General features: G+C 38.1%; 11 protein-coding genes. 4 read left to right on the top strand and 7 right to left on the bottom strand.

Features of this window, described 5'->3' with window-relative positions; all coding sequences use genetic code 11:
- Nucleotides 1-7 precede the first annotated feature (7 nt).
- The 4 genes from E1750_RS03290 to E1750_RS03275 all read left to right on the top strand — a co-directional run bounded on the left by E1750_RS03290 (nt 8) and on the right by E1750_RS03275 (nt 8,762).
- A complete protein-coding gene (locus E1750_RS03290; protein WP_133275396.1) occupies nt 8-1,192 on the top strand; it encodes a glycoside hydrolase family 88 protein in 1,185 nt (394 codons plus the stop codon).
- Between the two features lie 23 nt (nt 1,193-1,215).
- The gene (locus E1750_RS03285; protein WP_133275395.1) at nt 1,216-2,355 is read left to right on the top strand and encodes an aldose epimerase family protein; all 1,140 of its coding nucleotides are present in this window, start codon (nt 1,216-1,218) and stop codon (nt 2,353-2,355) included.
- Nucleotides 2,356-2,626: 271 nt separating this feature from the next.
- Complete coding sequence (locus tag E1750_RS03280; protein WP_133275394.1) at nt 2,627-6,730, top strand: hybrid sensor histidine kinase/response regulator transcription factor; 4,104 nt, start codon at nt 2,627-2,629, stop codon at nt 6,728-6,730.
- Between the two features lie 64 nt (nt 6,731-6,794).
- The gene (locus tag E1750_RS03275) at nt 6,795-8,762 is read left to right on the top strand and encodes a sulfatase-like hydrolase/transferase (RefSeq protein WP_133275393.1); all 1,968 of its coding nucleotides are present in this window, start codon (nt 6,795-6,797) and stop codon (nt 8,760-8,762) included.
- 24 nt (nt 8,763-8,786) lie between these two features.
- Here E1750_RS03275 and E1750_RS03270 read toward each other — a convergent pair whose 3' ends face one another.
- The 7 genes from E1750_RS03270 to E1750_RS03240 form a co-directional block, all read right to left on the bottom strand.
- Entirely contained in the window at nt 8,787-9,884 is a 1,098-nt protein-coding gene (locus E1750_RS03270; RefSeq protein WP_133275392.1) for a type I phosphomannose isomerase catalytic subunit, read from the bottom strand.
- The gene (locus tag E1750_RS03265; RefSeq protein ID WP_133275391.1) at nt 9,874-11,223 is read right to left on the bottom strand and encodes an MFS transporter; all 1,350 of its coding nucleotides are present in this window, start codon (nt 11,221-11,223) and stop codon (nt 9,874-9,876) included. Before E1750_RS03265 ends, E1750_RS03270 begins: the two co-directional genes overlap by 11 nt.
- 328 nt (nt 11,224-11,551) lie before the next feature.
- Complete coding sequence (locus E1750_RS03260; protein ID WP_133275390.1) at nt 11,552-12,904, bottom strand: 3-keto-disaccharide hydrolase; 1,353 nt, start codon at nt 12,902-12,904, stop codon at nt 11,552-11,554.
- A gap of 35 nt (nt 12,905-12,939) precedes the next feature.
- Nucleotides 12,940-13,743 carry an FAD:protein FMN transferase gene (locus tag E1750_RS03255; RefSeq protein ID WP_133275389.1) on the bottom strand — a complete coding sequence of 268 codons (804 nt, stop codon included), beginning with the start codon at nt 13,741-13,743 and terminating at the stop codon, nt 12,940-12,942.
- Nucleotides 13,744-13,781: 38 nt separating this feature from the next.
- Nucleotides 13,782-14,042, bottom strand: a complete 261-nt coding sequence (locus E1750_RS03250) for a hypothetical protein (protein WP_176582351.1) — start codon at nt 14,040-14,042, stop codon at nt 13,782-13,784.
- 1 nt (nt 14,043) lies between these two features.
- Nucleotides 14,044-15,315, bottom strand: a complete 1,272-nt coding sequence (locus E1750_RS03245; RefSeq protein ID WP_133275388.1) for a Gfo/Idh/MocA family protein — start codon at nt 15,313-15,315, stop codon at nt 14,044-14,046.
- A gap of 53 nt (nt 15,316-15,368) precedes the next feature.
- Nucleotides 15,369-16,808, bottom strand: a complete 1,440-nt coding sequence (locus E1750_RS03240) for a Gfo/Idh/MocA family oxidoreductase (protein ID WP_133275387.1) — start codon at nt 16,806-16,808, stop codon at nt 15,369-15,371.
- Between the last annotated feature and the right edge of the window lie 200 nt (nt 16,809-17,008).

Raw genomic sequence — 17,008 nt, 5'->3', positions numbered from 1 at the left:
TATTTATATGAAAGTTACAATTAGTAAGGCGGTAATTCTATCACTAGTTTTGATTCTATCTGCTTGTAAAACTGCCGAGTTTAGTGAGAAAACATTAAAAGAAAGCGAAGAACAGTTGACTCCTTTACGCACCATCTCGGTCAAAGAAAATAAAATACCCAGAACCATAGAAAAAGATGGTAAAATACGCTGGGTGTTAGAAGGCTATGATTGGACCAAAGGTTTTTGGCCTGGCGTTTGCTGGATGCAATATGAAAATACTTTGGACCCCAAATGGAAAGAAGCAGCTGAATTAAACCAAAAAATATTTTTAGCCGATAAAGATCTTACCAATGATCATGATTTGGGTTTCCTATTCAATAATTCATACGGCAAAGCTTATAAAATTACCAATGACCCAAAGTACAGACAAGTGCTGATTGACGCATCCAACTCATTGATTACACGTTTTAACAAAAATGTAGGCTGTATTCAAAGTTGGGACCTCAAAGACAACTGGCAAAGTAAGAAAGGTTGGAGTTTTCCAGTAATTATCGACAATATGATGAACCTTGAAATGTTGTTTGAAGTATCGATTCTAACCGGTGACGATAAATACAAGAACATAGCAATCACTCACGCCAATACTACCATGAAAAATCATTTTAGACCTGATGGTAGTTCCTATCACGTAGTAGATTACAATCCACAAACAGGAAGCGTAAATAGTAAAATTACTGCTCAGGGATATGCCGACGAAAGTGCTTGGGCTAGGGGTCAAGCTTGGGGTCTGTATGCTTACACGATGTGCTACCGCTATACTAAAGATAAAAAATACCTAGATTTTGCAGAGAAAATTGCTAAATTTATTTTGACCAATCCGAACTACCCACAAGATGGCGTTCCGTATTGGGATTTTAATGCTCCCAATATTCCGAACGCTCCCAGAGACGCCTCATCGGGTGCTATTCTAGCTTCCGGTTTAATTGAGCTAAGTACCTACACCAATGACAAATATTTGAAACAAGCGACACATATTTTAAAGTCTTTGGCCTCGGATAATTATACCGCAAAATTGGGCGAAAATGGTCATTTTGTTTTGAAAAATAGTGTGGGTAGTCTGCCTATGGGCAATGAAGTTAGCGTTCCACTCAACTATGCCGATTACTACTATATTGAAGCGCTGATGGAGTTAAAAAAACGAGGTATTTAATTTAATGATAAAAGAGAATCAAAATGATGAAGTATAAAATAGTGTTTTTGGTAGTGCTAGTATATTTTAATGTACAGGGTCAAAAAACGAATACAATTATAGAATTAAAGGCCAAAAATTTTGAAACACAACTGGACGGCAAAATGACTGGTCTCTATACCTTAAAAAATAAAAAAGGGATGATCGTGCAAATTACCAATTATGGTGCACGTGTAGTTTCGTTATGGGTTCCTGACCGAAAAGGCAATTTTCAGGATGTGGTTTGGGGATTTGAGTCCATTGGTGAATATTTGACTGCATCTGATATCTACTGCGGTCCTATTGTGGGACGTTTTGGGAACAGAATCGACAAAGGCAAATTTGTATTGAATGATAAAAAGTATGAATTGACACTGAACAATAATGGCAATCATCTGCACGGAGGAACCAATGGTTTTTATGCTAAAGTTTGGGACGCGAAGCTAGTGACAATAGAGGGTAACGAAGCTTTAGAATTGACCTATTTTTCAAAAGATGGAGAGGAAGGATATCCAGGAAATCTAACGATTAAGGTGACTTATATCGTTACTGCTGACAACAGTTTAAAGCTGCAATATTCGGCTACAACAGATAAAACGACCATTATAAATCCAACAAGTCATTGCTATTTTAATTTATCGGGAACGTCTAAAAATACTATTTTGAAACACGTCCTGTCCATCAATGCGCAGCAATTTACTCCTACCAATGCGGAATTGATTCCAACAGGCGAATTGCGAAATCTAAAAGGAACTCCATTAGATTTTAATACTCCTACTGCCATTGGCGATAGAATTGACAATAAATACGAACAATTGGTTTTTGGAAAAGGATATGATCATAATTTTGTGATTAATAAACCGCTGGGTCGTTACGGTAAAATAGCTGAGATTTATTCTCCCGAATCAGGAGTATTGATGACGGTGCATTCAGATCAGCCAGGTGTTCAATTTTATAGTGGTAATTTTATGAAGGGTAATTTGATTGGAAAAAGGGGCGATGATCACAATTATAGAACCGGTTTTGCATTAGAAACGCAAAATTTTCCAGATGCTCCAAATCATCCTAATTTTCCATCAGCTACATTAGAACCGAAACAAAACTACACACAAACAACTAGTTATACTTTTGGTATTATCAAATAAATCATCTCGATCACATAGAATGCAACAAATTTTTCATATTTTAAATTAATTGTAATTTTGCGTACTCTTAAATGCTTATAATGCAAACTAAAACATCGCATTTTGATAAAAGAATACATGCTAATCATGCAAACCTTATGTTTAGCAATAGATCTGTGTCAATGATTTTTCTTCGAAAAGAAATGCGATGTTTTTATGCACTTTTTAGCAGTAGAATTTTGGTGTTCCGTACCGGAATTCATCAGATCAAATTTAGATTTATTTTATAATTATGAAGAATTACTACTTTTTTGGTTTACTACTTTTTTTCGGAGCGACTTTATCCCTGCAAGCGCAAGGGATTGATGACAAACAATATACTTTAAAATTTCAACATTTCACTTCGTCAAGAGGACTTTCTCAAAGGTCTGTCATGGCAATTTTACAAGATAAAAAAGGCTATGTTTGGTTTGGAACCAGAGACGGACTGAATAAATTTGACGGAAATAAATTTGTTATTTACAGACACCGTTCCGATGACAAAAATAGTTTAAGCAACAATTATATTCAAACCTTATACCAAGATGCGAAAGGGAATTTGTGGATAGGCACTCAAAACGGATTGAATAAGTACAATCCAGAATTAAATAATTTTGTTCAATATCAATATTCCAATGCGAAGAGCTCCATTCAATCCAATATCATCTGGGATATCATTCAGCTGGACGCATACACGCTATGGATTGCTACAAGTGAAGGAATTAGTCAGGTAGATACTAGGACAAAAATAATTACTAAGTTAAAAAAATCAACCTCAACCTCTCGATTTTTAAAGGATAATACCCGTGATTTCTTGAAAACTAAAGATGGGAATTTGTGGATTTGCAGTACCCAAGACATAGTAGTTTATGATCCCCGTAAAGGATTTGTAAAGAAATATGATTTTCCGATAAACAAAAGTTTAGGCAAATATTCGCAAGATCGCCCGACACTATTTCAAGACAGTAAAAACAACATTTGGTTAGGATATGAAAAAGGCTTAGCTAAATTCAACCCAAAAACTAAACTTTTTATAGATTATGAGTTTCAAGGAAAAAAAGCAATAGCTACCGCCATTCGAAGCATTACTGAAGATCTTTCAGGAAATTTATGGGTTGGATCTTATTCGGGAATCTATATTATCAATGCCGAAAATACAGTCATTAGGAATATTGTTCACGATGAAAAGGACGATGCCAGCCTAAGTCAAAATTCAATCTATAAAATAATTTGCGACTCCAGAGGCGATATGTGGATAGGAACCTGGGGCGACGGCGTGGATTATTTTAATAAAGATAACGACGTTTTCAAAGAAATTTCTTTTGGCGATACCAATACCAAGCTCAACTACAAAATTGTAAGCGGTATGACCGAAGACAAAAATGGCAATTTATGGATTGGTACCGAGGGCGGCGGATTGAATTTTTACGATAGAAAGTCCAAAAAATTCAGCTACTTTAAGCACAACTCAAATGCTAAAAATAGCATCAGTGCCAATAATATAAAATCAGTCATAACTGCCACAGATGGCACTATTTGGGTAGGAATTCACGATGGTGGAGTCAATTATTTCAATCCAAATCAACTTCCGCCTCAATTCAACAAAATTGATTTTCCAAATGCCATTGAAACTTCACTCCAATCCTATAAGGTGTTAACTCTTTTAGAGGATGTTGAGGGGAAAATTTGGATTGGGACTTTAACCGGTGGGCTATTGGTATATGATAAGCAAAGTAAAATACTCTCGCGTATCGATCGCGATTCGCGTACGGTAATGAGTATCGTTCAAACCAGAAAGCCTGGATTTTTATTAGTTGGAGGTAGTAATGGGGTTCAAAAAATAAATATCTACACTAAAGAACGTACACTTATTCCTATTGAGAAAAAAGACAATGACAAAAATCCATTTTTGTATGTCAACAGTATTTATATCGATAATTTCAATCACTATTGGATTGGTACCGAAGGTCAAGGTTTGTTTTTGTACAACCCACAAAGGCGCGAAACCAAAAATTTCGGAATTAAGGAAGGTTTGCCCAATGATATCATCTATGGCGTTTTGTCGGACAACAACGGGAATATGTGGATCAGCACCAATTATGGCATCAGTCGATTAAATGTATTATCCAATCAAATCAAAAATTATAATCAATGGGATGGTCTTCAAGGTAATGAATTCAATTATGGTTCCTTTTTAAAAACCAGAAATAATGAATTGTTTTTTGGGGGTACAAATGGAATTACCTACTTCAACCCAAGTGATATTCGAAAAAACACCTTCGTTCCCACGATCGACATCAATAACATCGATGTCAACAACGAACCGCATCTAAAAATTACAGATGCAACCTCCGAAATCACTCTTAAATACGATGAAAATAATTTCAGTATTGACTTCACAGCATTAAATTACAGACAACCTGAAAAAAATGAGTTTGCTTACATTTTAGAGGGTAACGATTCAAAATGGAATTATGTGGGCAATCAGCGACAAGCTGTATATACCAATATCGCGGAAGGGAATTATGTATTTAAAGTTAGAGGTTCTAATAATGATGGAGTTTGGAATGAAGAAGGAGATTTAATAAAAATAAAGATTTTACCCGCTCCCTGGAAAACCTGGTGGGCTTATATTATTTATTTATCCATTGCTTTTGTAGTCTTGTCCTACATCAGAAAAATACTGTTGCTTCGAATCAAAGAAAAAAATGAATTGAAGAAAGAGCGCTTAGAAAAAGAAAAACTAGAAGAAATCAACGAATTGAAATTGCGATTGTTTACGAATGTATCGCACGATTTTCGAACACCGTTGACTTTGATTATTGCTCCCCTAGAAAAAATGATCGAAGAAAAAATGGGCAATAGTTATATTCGTCAGCAACACGATATTATGTATCGCAACTCTAGAATGCTGCTTCAACTCATCAATCAGATACTCGATTTTAGAAAAAGTGATTCCGGTAAATTGTCTTTGTTAGCATCCAAAAATGATATCGTCCCGTTTATTGAAGACATCAAAAAATCCTTCGAAGGATTGGCCAAAGAGAAACATATTAATTTTCAATTTAATACCTCTCATAAAAGTATCGAACTTTGGTTTGACAGAGACAAAATGAAAAAGATTTTATTCAATTTATTATCCAATGCCTTCAAATTTACCGCCGATAATAATGATATCATCATCAATGTTACGAAAAATATTAAAAAAGACGACGATGTAAATGTAAAATATGTAAAGATTGATGTCATCAACTTCGTCAATGTAATTCCGGCTGAGCATATTAAACAAATTTTTGAGCGTTTCTACCAACTCGACCAAAAGAAGATGGAATTAGGGTCTGGAATAGGATTGTCATTAACCAAAAGCCTCGTCAATCTGCACAAAGGCGACATCGTGGTCAACAGTTCAGAAACAGATGGAACTTGTTTTAGTGTCTATTTAAAACAAGGAAAAAAACATTTGTTAGAAAGTGAATGTATCAACGAGATGGAAGCCGCTGAAGGCAGTGATTTTTTCATCGATTTAAATGTAAAGCCGCGAAAACAAGTTATCGAAGATTTTAAAGCCGACACCATCGAAAAGAAACAGTCCGAAACCTTATTGATAGTTGAGGATAATCTCGATTTACAAACCTTTATCAAAGAATTATTTGCCTCCAAGTACAATGTTTTTACGGCAGAAAACGGAGAACAAGCCATCGCTATCGCACATAAAAACGCGATCGATTTGATAATCAGTGATATTCAAATGCCAATTATGGACGGATTTGAATTGTGTAAAAACATCAAAACCACTTTAATAACGAGTCATATTCCAGTGCTGTTGCTAACGGCCAAAACCTCGCCAACCAACCAAGAGGAGGGATATGCTATTGGCGCAGATTCCTATATTACAAAACCTTTCAAGTCGAGTATTTTAATCACTAGAGTGGATAATTTATTAAAAACGAGAGCCAACTTGATTAACAAATTTAAAAAAGACATTCTTTTAGAACCTAAAAATTTGACCGTGACCTCGGCCGATGAGGTTTTTCTGGAAACAGCGATCGCTATTGTTGAGAAAAACATTACCAACCAAGATTTTGACACCAAAATCTTCATCGAAGAGATGAATATGAGTCGTACTGTCTTATATACCAAATTGAAAGCGCTAACCGGGCAAAATCTATCGGAATTTATTCGAATGATTCGACTTAAAAAAGCGGGACAATTACTGGTGCAAACACAAATGAATATTTCTCAAATCGCATTCGAAGTCGGATTTAATGACTTAAAATATTTTAGAGAATGTTTTAAAGAATTGTACGAACTGACCCCAACAGAATATAAAAGAAAAATGAGTAGTGAAAATGAATAATTTTTCAGCAACTCAAACACCAAATAATATTGAATAATCCACATTGTAATAGATTTTTTTTCAAATGAATAGAAGTATTAGTAGAATTATATCCACTTTAATGGCGCTCCAATTGAGTTTTTTTTTCACAGGATTTGTAACGATTGACCCTCCCAAGAATCCCAATGTAATATTCATTTTGGTAGACGATCTGGGCTATTCGGAGCTTAATTGTTATGGAAATAAATTCAATGAAACGCCCAGCATTGATAAAATGGCAAGTGGTGGTTTGCGTTTTACCAATGCTTATGAATCAGCGCCCGTTTGTTCACCATCAAGGGCGAGTTTAATGACCGGTCAGCATCCCGCCCGAATAGGAATAACCGATTATTTGCGTCCGCACGGTGACCAGCATTTATCCGAAGATCTAGTGACACTAGCCGAAGTTTTTAAAACAAAAGGATACCAAACGGGTATGATTGGGAAATGGCATCTTTCTGGCTATGCCAAAAATGGAGCTAAAGAATCAGGACCAGAAAAACACGGTTTTAACGAAGTTATTTTGAATGAAAATAGGGGGATTTCTGGGGGGAGTTATTTTTTTCCGTACCATTTTAATCAGGAAGTGAAACAGAAAATATTTCCAATCGAACATCTTACCGATAGGCAAAATTTAGAAGCAGTGGAGTTTATTGACAGAAACAACCCTCAAAAAACCGGAAAACCATTTTTTCTGTATTTGAGTCATTATGCTGTACATACCAATCTAAATGGAAAACCTGAATATGTTGATTATTTTTCGAAGAAAACCGGTGCAGGTTTGTCACCGATTTCAAATCGAAATAATGTGCACTTGGCGGCACAATTAAAATCTGTCGATGATGGAGTCGAGATGATTATGAAAAAGCTCCAAGAGACCAACCAGCTCGACAATACAATTGTGATTTTTATGTCAGATAACGGAGGCGAGACCAATGTGACATCTAATGCGCCACTCCGAGCAGGTAAAAGTTCGGTCTACGAAGGGGGAATTAGAGTTCCACTTATCGTTTGGTGGAAAGAGGGAATCAAAATCAGCTCGGATGTAAATCAAATGGTTACGAATATGGATTTCTTCTCCACTTTTTGCGAAATGATAGGTTACGATATTTCAAAATTGCAAGTCCAAGATGGAAAGTCGATGCTCGCGTTATGGAAAAATCCAAAATCCAAAAATGAAGTTCACCAATCTTTATTTTGGCATTATCCGCTTCAAGCACCGCACTTTTTGGGAGGTTTCAGCGGGGGGGCAATTCGCAAAGGGAGTTTTAAATTGGTAGAAGATTATACATCGAAAAAAACAGCTCTTTATAATTTATCAACCGATATTGGCGAAAGCAAAGATCTCGCAGCTGAAATGCCCGGCAAACAAAAGGAATTGTATGCCGATTTGGTGCAGTGGCGCAACAGTCTTAGTTTGACTGCTTCGGGTCACATCAAGGACCGCAAACCCGAGACCGCATTCCCAGAACCTTATGGGCCTGAAATAAGCCTCAATATCAACAATAAAATTGTTCCTTGGATGAATTATGGGGTTACCAAAACATCCGATGGAAAGCTGGTTTTCAATGGAAATCGTAATTTTCTGAATTTATTGCATCTCTACATTCCAGATGTAACCGCAAAATCGGTTGTGATGAGTGCCACAGTTGAAAGTAGTTGTCAAAATGGTGTCATCATTGCGCACGGAGAGGAAGTGTTCGGACTTTCGGTTTATCTCAAAGAAGGAAAACTTTGGTATAGCGTTCGAAAATACGGTGTGTTGACGACATTAAAAACACCAGAAAAAATTCCATCAAATTTCAGTTTTAAAGCCGAATTACTCAAAAATGGTCAGATGTCACTTTATGTTAATGGTAAATTAATAGACTCCGAAAACATAGGAGAATCTCTGCCTATACCACCTGATGACCCGATAAGCATTGGTACCGATTTCAGGAGATTAATTGGTGAATATGAAGCAGAGAATTATTTTAAAGGTAGTATTTCTGAACTGAAATTTATGGTGAATTGAAAATGAAGAATTGAAAACTCTATTTTAATTTGGAGGATAACATAGTAAAATTTTGGATGGTTTCGAAGTCTTCCAAATCACTTTTTCGATAGCGGCCGAAAAGAATAGTTCATCGCCTTGCGAAAAGGAATAGCTTTTGCCGCCGCAAAAAATTTCTCCTTCTCCAAAGTAAATTACCGCGACAAAAAAACTTCCATTTCCTTTTAATTCAAATGAACCATCCAAGTCCAGTTCGTTGAGCCCAAAACAATCCGTATGGCTTTCGTTGAAAATGGTTTTAAGTGAATGATGGTCAGAGGACTCAAGGGTTTGCGGTGTTATTTTCCATCTTGTGGAAGCTTCTTCAAAAGAGCAGCCGTCATAATGAAAACAGTCTAACATATTTTTTTCTCCAACGCCCTGATGAATTAGTTCGTCGCTAATCGTAAGTCCGCCCGGAGTTATTTTTTCAACCCGCATTGTGTAATCCGTGGGTTCTTGGACTTCTAATAAAAAGCAGCCACTACCGATGGCGTGCGGAACGCCTCCATAAATCATAAAAGCGTCGCCCGGCTGTATTTCAAATTGATGCAAGCAATCGAGCATACCCTCAATATTCTGAGTTCTGAAAAGTTCGCTCCAGATTTCAGGAGTTACACCTTCTTTAAAACCGAGATAAATCGTGCTTTTTTTTCCGTCGATTTCTCGACCTCCCAAAATATACCAAGATTCAGTTTTGCCAAAAGGTGAGTTGAGCATCGTTTGCGCATACTGCTTATCGGGATGAACTTGTATGGTTAGGCGTTCTTTGGAGTCCAACATTTTGATGAGAACCCCAGTTGTACCGTATTTTTCAGCAATTTTTTTACCTAGAAAAAGTTCTTTATTCAAAGCAATCAATTCTTTCAATTCCAATTTGCCGTATGGCGTATTCAAAATAGTTAACCCTTCGTTTGCAGGTCTATTTTTGCCGCGGGCAGCGATGGCAGACATAATCCATTCTTCTGGAAAACTGCCATCGAATTCTTCAGAGACTAATTTCCAATGATCTATCAAGGCACCACCGGAATAGGTGCGCCAAACGCGGTTGTCTTTTTGTTTTAAAGGGGTTTGAGCCAGTTGGGCTAACTGATTAGTAGTCATTATTTGTGATTTTATTTTTATTTTTTGGACTAAATACGAAAATGGAACTGATCGAAAGCGGAATGAGTAAAAGTCCCATAGCAAAGAATGGAATCCAGCTTCCGCTTTGGGTTAAGATGGGCACAAGATAAGTGGAAATGACGATGCCAAGCACAGCCGCAGCTCCGCCTAATCCTGCCAATGTTCCGACAGTTTTTCCGGAATGAAAGTCGCTCGGCAAGGTTTGAATATTAGTCATCGCAAACTGAAAACCGCCCAATATCAGCATCAACATTATTGAAGCGGATAAGCCAGTGGGAGCGAAGGCTGCCCCAATCATTCCGGGAACGATTAACGCTCCACCTATCGCAATGGTTGTTTTTCGGGCTTTCAAGGCCGGCATTCCCTTGCTTATCAATTTTCCTGCCCACCATCCGCCAGTCAGACTTCCTATGGCAGCACCCACAAACGGAATCCAAGCTACGGCAGCAACATCTTGCAGATTCAATTGATAGACTTCTTGCAAATAAATAGGCAACCAAGTCATAAACATCCACCAAATGGGGTCTAGGAAAAAACGACTTAGGATCACAGAATAGCTTTTTTTGTCTCGAACTAAAGCACTGATGCCAATGTGTTTACTCTCGGCACTGGGCTGCTCTGTTTGACCATTTAGAATGTATTCTTTTTCAGTTTCAGTAACCCAAGGATGATTTTGCATCGAAGCTTTATTCACCAGCATCCAAAGCGGAATCCAAAGCAAACAAATCACTCCTAAAATCACAAAAGTAGCGCGCCAGCCATAAGAAAGAAATAGAAGCGGAATAATTACGGGAACCAAAATATTTCCCAAAGAGGAAGCTGCTCCAAAAAATCCTTGCGCTATGGCTCTTTCTTTGATAGGAAACCATTCCGCGTTCGACTTGGTGGTTCCCGGCCAAGGACCCGCTTCGCCCAAACCAAGCATTACTCTAAAAAAGGCCAATTGTTTTACTCCTGTAACTATCGAAGTCAGTGCAATCGCACCGCCCCAAATTAAAGCAGAAATCGTAAAACCTTTGCGGGTGCCCACACGGTCATACATCGCTCCCGATACCAGCTGACTCACGCCATATGCCAACATAAAAGTGATGTTGATCCAAGCAAATGCTTCTTTTGATTTTTGTTGCTGTTCCTCTGCCGACATACCATCGTTGATAATGTGCAATTCCGAAGCAATACCTCGTTGTATGACAAGCCCAGTGGTTTTGTCTTTGCCATCCTGCCACATATAATTTAAAGTCCCACGATCTAAAATGTTGATGATGGTAACCAAAACAATTAAGCTCAGTATAAGCCAGCGCATTCCTTGTATTTTCATTTGTTTGGGGATTTTATCTTAAATTTAATTTGTACTTAAAAGTGTTTGGGTCTATTGCCTATTAAGTTTTAAAACAGACCTATGAGGTTTTTGAAACCTCATAGGTCTTGATGTGTTGCAGGGCATTCGCGATTAATACCAAACATATCTATATTTTATTCAACCTGACGAGTCTGTTTGTCACGCTGTAAAGCGTCCCTAATCTCGCGTGTAGCGTCTCCTACGGACTGACAAATAGCGTGGCATTTTGGACTGTGTTCTATAGTTTTTTTGAAATATAACTCGTTGAAACAAAGTAGTGTCCTGGCGTTCTATGATTTCTAGCGTTTTACAACTCCTTTATTTTAATGTTTTTGAACCAGACTTCATTACCGTGATCTTGCAATAAAATATTACCCGTTTCGGCATTACCAAAGTTAGGCCAAACGCTGTATTTGCTGTAATTGACCAATGCTTGCCAGATTTGGGTATTGCGTTCGTATTCCACCACCAGTTTGTCGTTTAGGAAATGTTGCACCTTATTTCCTTGGACTACAATTCGAGCGGTATTGAAATCCGATTTTCTGAAAATTTTGTTTTCAGGAGCTGCAATCAGGTCATAAAGCGAACCCAAAGTGCGATTTCCTTTGACACCTAATTTGGCATCGGGATGTTTCTGATCGTCGAGAATTTGGAACTCACAACCTATCGAGGAGCCTTCGCCTTTGTTGAGTTCGGTATCTACAAAATATTTGATACCGCTGTTGGCACCGTCCGTGATTTTGAAATCAACACTCAATTCGAAGTTTTTATATTTTTGCACGCTCACGATATCGCCACCATTGGTCGATTCGCCACCGTTAGAGTTTAAGACTTTCAAAATTCCGTTTTCCATTTTCCAACCTCCTGTTGGGAAAGTAGTTAGTTTCGCTCCTCTCCAGCCATTGGTGGTTTTTCCATCCCAAAGGAGTTGCCAACCTGCAGACTTTTCTTCGTCAGAGACGGTGTTGTCGATACAATTGGCTTGGTAGATTTCTTTTTTGTAAGGCGTTTTTACTTTGTCTAGGTTTTGAGTACAGATGCGTATTTTTCTCCACTGCACCGTTTTTCCAACTTGTTCGTCTTTTTCGATTTGGTGTACTTGCAAGGCAATAAATCCTGTGGCAGTCATATTGTCTAATACATTGGCGCAAGGCATACCGTTCAGCCAAGTTCGGAGGCTGTTGCCAATGGCTTCGATGCGTACTTTATTCCATTGGTTGGCTTTGAAAGCGGTTTTAGATTTCGGATTTTTCTCCATTGGATACAACCAACCGCGTCTTCCTTCGTCATAAATTCCAGCGCTCCAGGCTCGTGGCGAAGGATCTATTTCGCATTGGTAACCGTGTACTCGACCGTCTTTGAAATCTTTGAAACTATTACTTCTAAACTGGATTCCGGAGTTTAAGCCATCGTCTACTTTAAATTCCAATTCCAAAATAAAGTCGCTGTACATTTTATCATAAACCAAAAAAGTATTGGGAGTTTTCAGTTTGGAATTCCCTACAATGGCATCGTCTTTTATTTCATATTCGGCGGTCCCATTCAACACCTTCCAGCCGTTAAGGTCTTTTCCATTAAAAAGTGTTTCCCATTTGGCTTGTGAGAACAGTGTAAACGTGCTTAGTAGCAGGGCAAACAGTAGTAAATTGCATTTTTTCATTTTCGATTTTATAAATTAGTGATTAGTTGATTTTTTTAAAGTATGCGGGCATTATAATTTTTAAGAATAGCTTTCGCATCCGATTTTGAAGCTAAATAAGCCACTTTCGAAAGCACTTCGCCCTCGTCGGGAAATTTCGAAAGCACTGAAATTGGTTTTTTAGTCCCGGCCGTTTTTGATGTCAACGGATTGACGATTTTCCATTGGCTTTTATCGGTGTTTCCTGAAGTGGTCAAACATTCATTATTAAGGACACACTCTTTTTGGGTATCTGGTATTTTTATTTTCCAGCCTTCGCCAAAAGGATGATTCCCCTTGGCATAAATCGAACTGTTTCCAACATTGATCAAGATATCCTCGATGTTTTTGGTTTCCACAATAGAAATCAATTTATTCAAAACATAGCCTTTCAGAAAACCGGACAAATCCAATAAAACTCCGGTCTGCGAAAAGGTAACGGTTTGATTATTTGTATTCAGAATATAGCTTTTTGAGCCATTTTCGGCTGCAATTGTCGAATAAACAGAAACATCAAAATAGCCTAAAGTGTTTGTGTTATGCAACTCACAATCTGCTAGCAAATCGTACAACTCAGGCGAAATTCGAACTGCTTTTACCGAAGCATTTTTATTCACCAAACTGATTTCGCTTTTGGGGTCAAATCGATTCGCAATACGTTCATATTTCTGAACTATTTGCTCAATTTCAGAAGCAATTGTAACCAAATCATTGCGCAAAATAGGGGCCGAAACAGCAATATCTATTCGGGTATGCATCGCTTCGAACCAAGCATAAAAAATTTTATGAGTTGCGGAATAATTTTGTTGTTTGAATTGCACCGTTTTGTATTTTATAAATTTTAGGGATGAATAAGGGTTTAGACCGTCTTGGTTTTCGGTTTTTGAAAAATTCTTTTAAACAATAGCAATAGGAATCGAATGCCGCTCCAAATTGCATAAAGAAATAATCCGAATACAATCACATAATGCAAGGAGGTGAATAGTTCCGACCAATTAGAGCCATACCAACTGATCGCAATAAAGTTGATTACAAACCCAATCAAAAAACAAACCAAAAAAAGGATGAGTTCTCCTTTTATTTGTTTTGCGGTAATAGTTATATCTTTTATTTGTAGCATTTTATACCGATTTATGATTTAAATAATCAATTTTGAACTGGTCCGGAAATAGTAGCATTTGCTCTTTTACCATTGCTTCGTGACCGAGTAAACTCAGTTGGGTGGCATAGTAACCTTCTTCCGCAATCAGCGGAGGTTGTTTATTTGTGATTACAGATTCTGCAAACGCCTCCAGCATTAAAGAGGTGCCATCTCCAACACTTTTTGTGTCCATTAAATAATGACCTTCATTAGTATTTGCTGTTTCAGGAACCCAGCTGGTACCGGCAAAAGGTAAACTTCCAAAAAGGGCATTTTCGGTATCATTTATCAATTGTAAAAAAGCGGGAGCAGGCGAGATTTCTTCGTAATAATACTTGTATTTTTCGGGTTCAATGGTGCCCTTAGAACCTAGAATTTGTTCTTCTAAACCGTAAAATTTATTCGAAAGCACCGAGTCGAAATTCATTTTTACTCCGTTTTCAAACATATATATGCAACTAGCATTGTCGTACACTTCTCTTTTTTCTTTCCAAAAAGTGATCGCACCGTGACCCATTACTTTATTTGGAATTTCGCGCATAGCCCAAGTTCCAATTTGCAATTGATGACAGGCCAATTCGGTCATTATTCCTTTGGAACAGTCACTATACAAACGCCAATTGATTTGTTTATCGCTTGCATTTGCGGGTATTTCTCGACGCCAATCATTATTGCGATGCCAAAAATTACGGATTCCGCCTATTTCACCTATTTCACCCGTATGCACCAACTCCATAGCCCGAATGTACTTCGGATCGAAAAGGCGTTGTTGTCCCACAAAAAAGACTTTGTTGGAGGATTTGTATTGCTGATAAATGGTATGCGTTTCCTCCATAGAATACGCTATGGATTTTTCGCAAAACACGTGTTTACCGGCATCAAAAGCATCCAAAACCATCTGATAATGGATGTGTAATGGGGTGGTAATCACTACGGCATCAATGTTTTTATCTTCTAATAGTTTTTTATAATCGGCATATACTTTGGCTTTTGGTGCCATTTTCAAGGCTTCGTCGATCGAGAGTTGAAAGGTGTCGCAAAGGGCTACGATTTCGACTTTGGGATTTTGAACCAAAAAACTCATCAAATGTTGCCCTCTCGAACCGGGACCGATAACTCCAATTCGTGCCCGCTCTCCTATGGTCTCTTTTTGCTCCGCAAAGGCGGCTAACCAGGGACTCGTTGCCAGTAAAACGCCTCCGCTCAGTAGCCCGGTATTTTTTATAAATTGTCTTCGATTTATGTTTGTCATTCTGTATTGAAATTTTGCTACATTCAGCTGAAAGTCGTCAGTCTCAGCCTGATTTACAATTTATAATATTTCTTCCATTCTCTTCGCGGTGCGGTACCTACCAATAGTTTGTTGGCCAAATCATTATTAACGAATTTCTTAGCCGCAGGATCGAATTTTAACTTCGCATTCAATTGCTGCGCAATGACACCCAAACAAAAAACTTGGCTCAAGGGACCCGCAATTTCAAAAGGGGATCTTGTTTTTTCTTGCCCTTTGCAAGCGAGTAAAAAGTTTTCGAAATGATTCGATGGACTCGCAGGGACTTCGGGCAATTTTGAAGCCATAGCTTTGGCTTTTTCTTCGGGAATAATACTCAAAGTACTGCCGTGAGAGCCGCCTTTGAAGGTGAGTTCTTTCGAATAAATAATTTTTCCGGGGTTCAATTTAGAGGGTGCAATAGTACCATTACTTGGTGGTGGAATGTTGGGATCCAATTCGACTGTGCCATAACCTGCCGGAACCGTTGGTAAATTATCTAAACCGTCGTACCAAGTAATCACACAAGGTGGCATATTTTTGCGTTCCGGAAACTTAAATTCGATGGTCGAAGAATAAGGGAAAAAGAAAGGATTATGCTCTTTGGCATACAACATATTAATTTCTGTTGGTAATCCGAGTTCCAAAAATTGATGCGCCGTGTCGATGATGTGTGCTCCCCAGTCGCCTAAAGCGCCCATCCCGAAATCGTACCAACATCTCCATTGTCCGTTGATGTAATCCTTATTGTAATCGTGAAATTGCTCCGTGCCTAACCAAGTATCCCAGTCTAATGAAGCGGGAACTGGCTCTGCGGCGGGCAAACTTTTTATTTTTGGATCGAATTTGTGCCAACGACGTGGATTGTTCATATGGGCGGTAATTGCGGTTACATCTTTGATGATGCCGGCCTCGGTCCAAGCTTTAAATTGGAAATAATTAGGATCCGAATGCCCTTGATTCCCCATTTGCGTGACAACTCCATATTTTTTTGCAGCGCGCATCATCAATTCCACTTCATTGAAGGTGTGTGCCATTGGTTTTTCGACATAAACGTGTTTGCCAAGAGACATCGCCAGCATTGTCGCTGGGAAATGGCTAAAATCGGGAGTGCCGATGACCACCGCATCAATTTTGTCGGACATTTTTTCAAACATTTCGCGGAAATCTTGGAATTGGGGAACGCCCGGAAATTTAGTAATGATTTTTTGAGTTGGTGGCGCTCCCATATCGGTGTCGCATAAGGCTACGATAGTACAATGTCCAGTTTTGAAAAGGTCATTGATAATTTCACCTCCTCGGTTTCCGATACCGATACAAGCCAAATTTACTTTTTCGGCGGTGCGAATTTTACGCGGATACATTTGTTGAGCCGATACTTCCGACAGTACAATCGGAGCCAAAGCGGTGGAAGCTGTCAGCAGTGAAATTTGTTTCAGGAAATTGCGCCGAGAGGCAGCTGATTTTTTATTCATAGTCTGGAAATGGTTATTTTTTGGTTTTATTTCTATTGTGAACATAAAAATAGTGATGTCTTATTAAAATCGACTTAATTTTTCATTAAAACAGCAATTGGGATACTTAATTTTTGAATTTTAAAATTAAGTATCCCAATTTACAGGCTAAAGCTTAGATTTTTAGCACAGAAAAAATTTTAGTGTTTTTTTTCGAAATT

Origin of the sequence: Flavobacterium nackdongense (assembly GCF_004355225.1) — a bacterium.
Taxonomy (GTDB): Bacteria; Bacteroidota; Bacteroidia; order Flavobacteriales; family Flavobacteriaceae; genus Flavobacterium; species Flavobacterium nackdongense.
This window is presented reverse-complemented; position numbering and strand designations above follow the sequence as displayed.

What these genes read in the sequence shown, in the direction of transcription:
- E1750_RS03280 (WP_133275394.1), top strand. Translation starts at nt 2,627, where the DNA reads ATGAAGAATTACTACTTTTTTGGTTTACTACTTTTTTTCGGAGCGACT.
- E1750_RS03260 (WP_133275390.1), bottom strand. Translation starts at nt 12,904, where the DNA reads ATGAAAAAATGCAATTTACTACTGTTTGCCCTGCTACTAAGCACGTTT.
- E1750_RS03270 (WP_133275392.1), bottom strand. Translation starts at nt 9,884, where the DNA reads ATGACTACTAATCAGTTAGCCCAACTGGCTCAAACCCCTTTAAAACAA.
- E1750_RS03245 (WP_133275388.1), bottom strand. Translation starts at nt 15,315, where the DNA reads ATGACAAACATAAATCGAAGACAATTTATAAAAAATACCGGGCTACTG.
- E1750_RS03265 (WP_133275391.1), bottom strand. Translation starts at nt 11,223, where the DNA reads ATGAAAATACAAGGAATGCGCTGGCTTATACTGAGCTTAATTGTTTTG.
- E1750_RS03250 (WP_176582351.1), bottom strand. Translation starts at nt 14,042, where the DNA reads ATGCTACAAATAAAAGATATAACTATTACCGCAAAACAAATAAAAGGA.
- E1750_RS03240 (WP_133275387.1), bottom strand. Translation starts at nt 16,808, where the DNA reads ATGAATAAAAAATCAGCTGCCTCTCGGCGCAATTTCCTGAAACAAATT.
- E1750_RS03290 (WP_133275396.1), top strand. Translation starts at nt 8, where the DNA reads ATGAAAGTTACAATTAGTAAGGCGGTAATTCTATCACTAGTTTTGATT.
- E1750_RS03285 (WP_133275395.1), top strand. Translation starts at nt 1,216, where the DNA reads ATGATGAAGTATAAAATAGTGTTTTTGGTAGTGCTAGTATATTTTAAT.
- E1750_RS03275 (WP_133275393.1), top strand. Translation starts at nt 6,795, where the DNA reads ATGAATAGAAGTATTAGTAGAATTATATCCACTTTAATGGCGCTCCAA.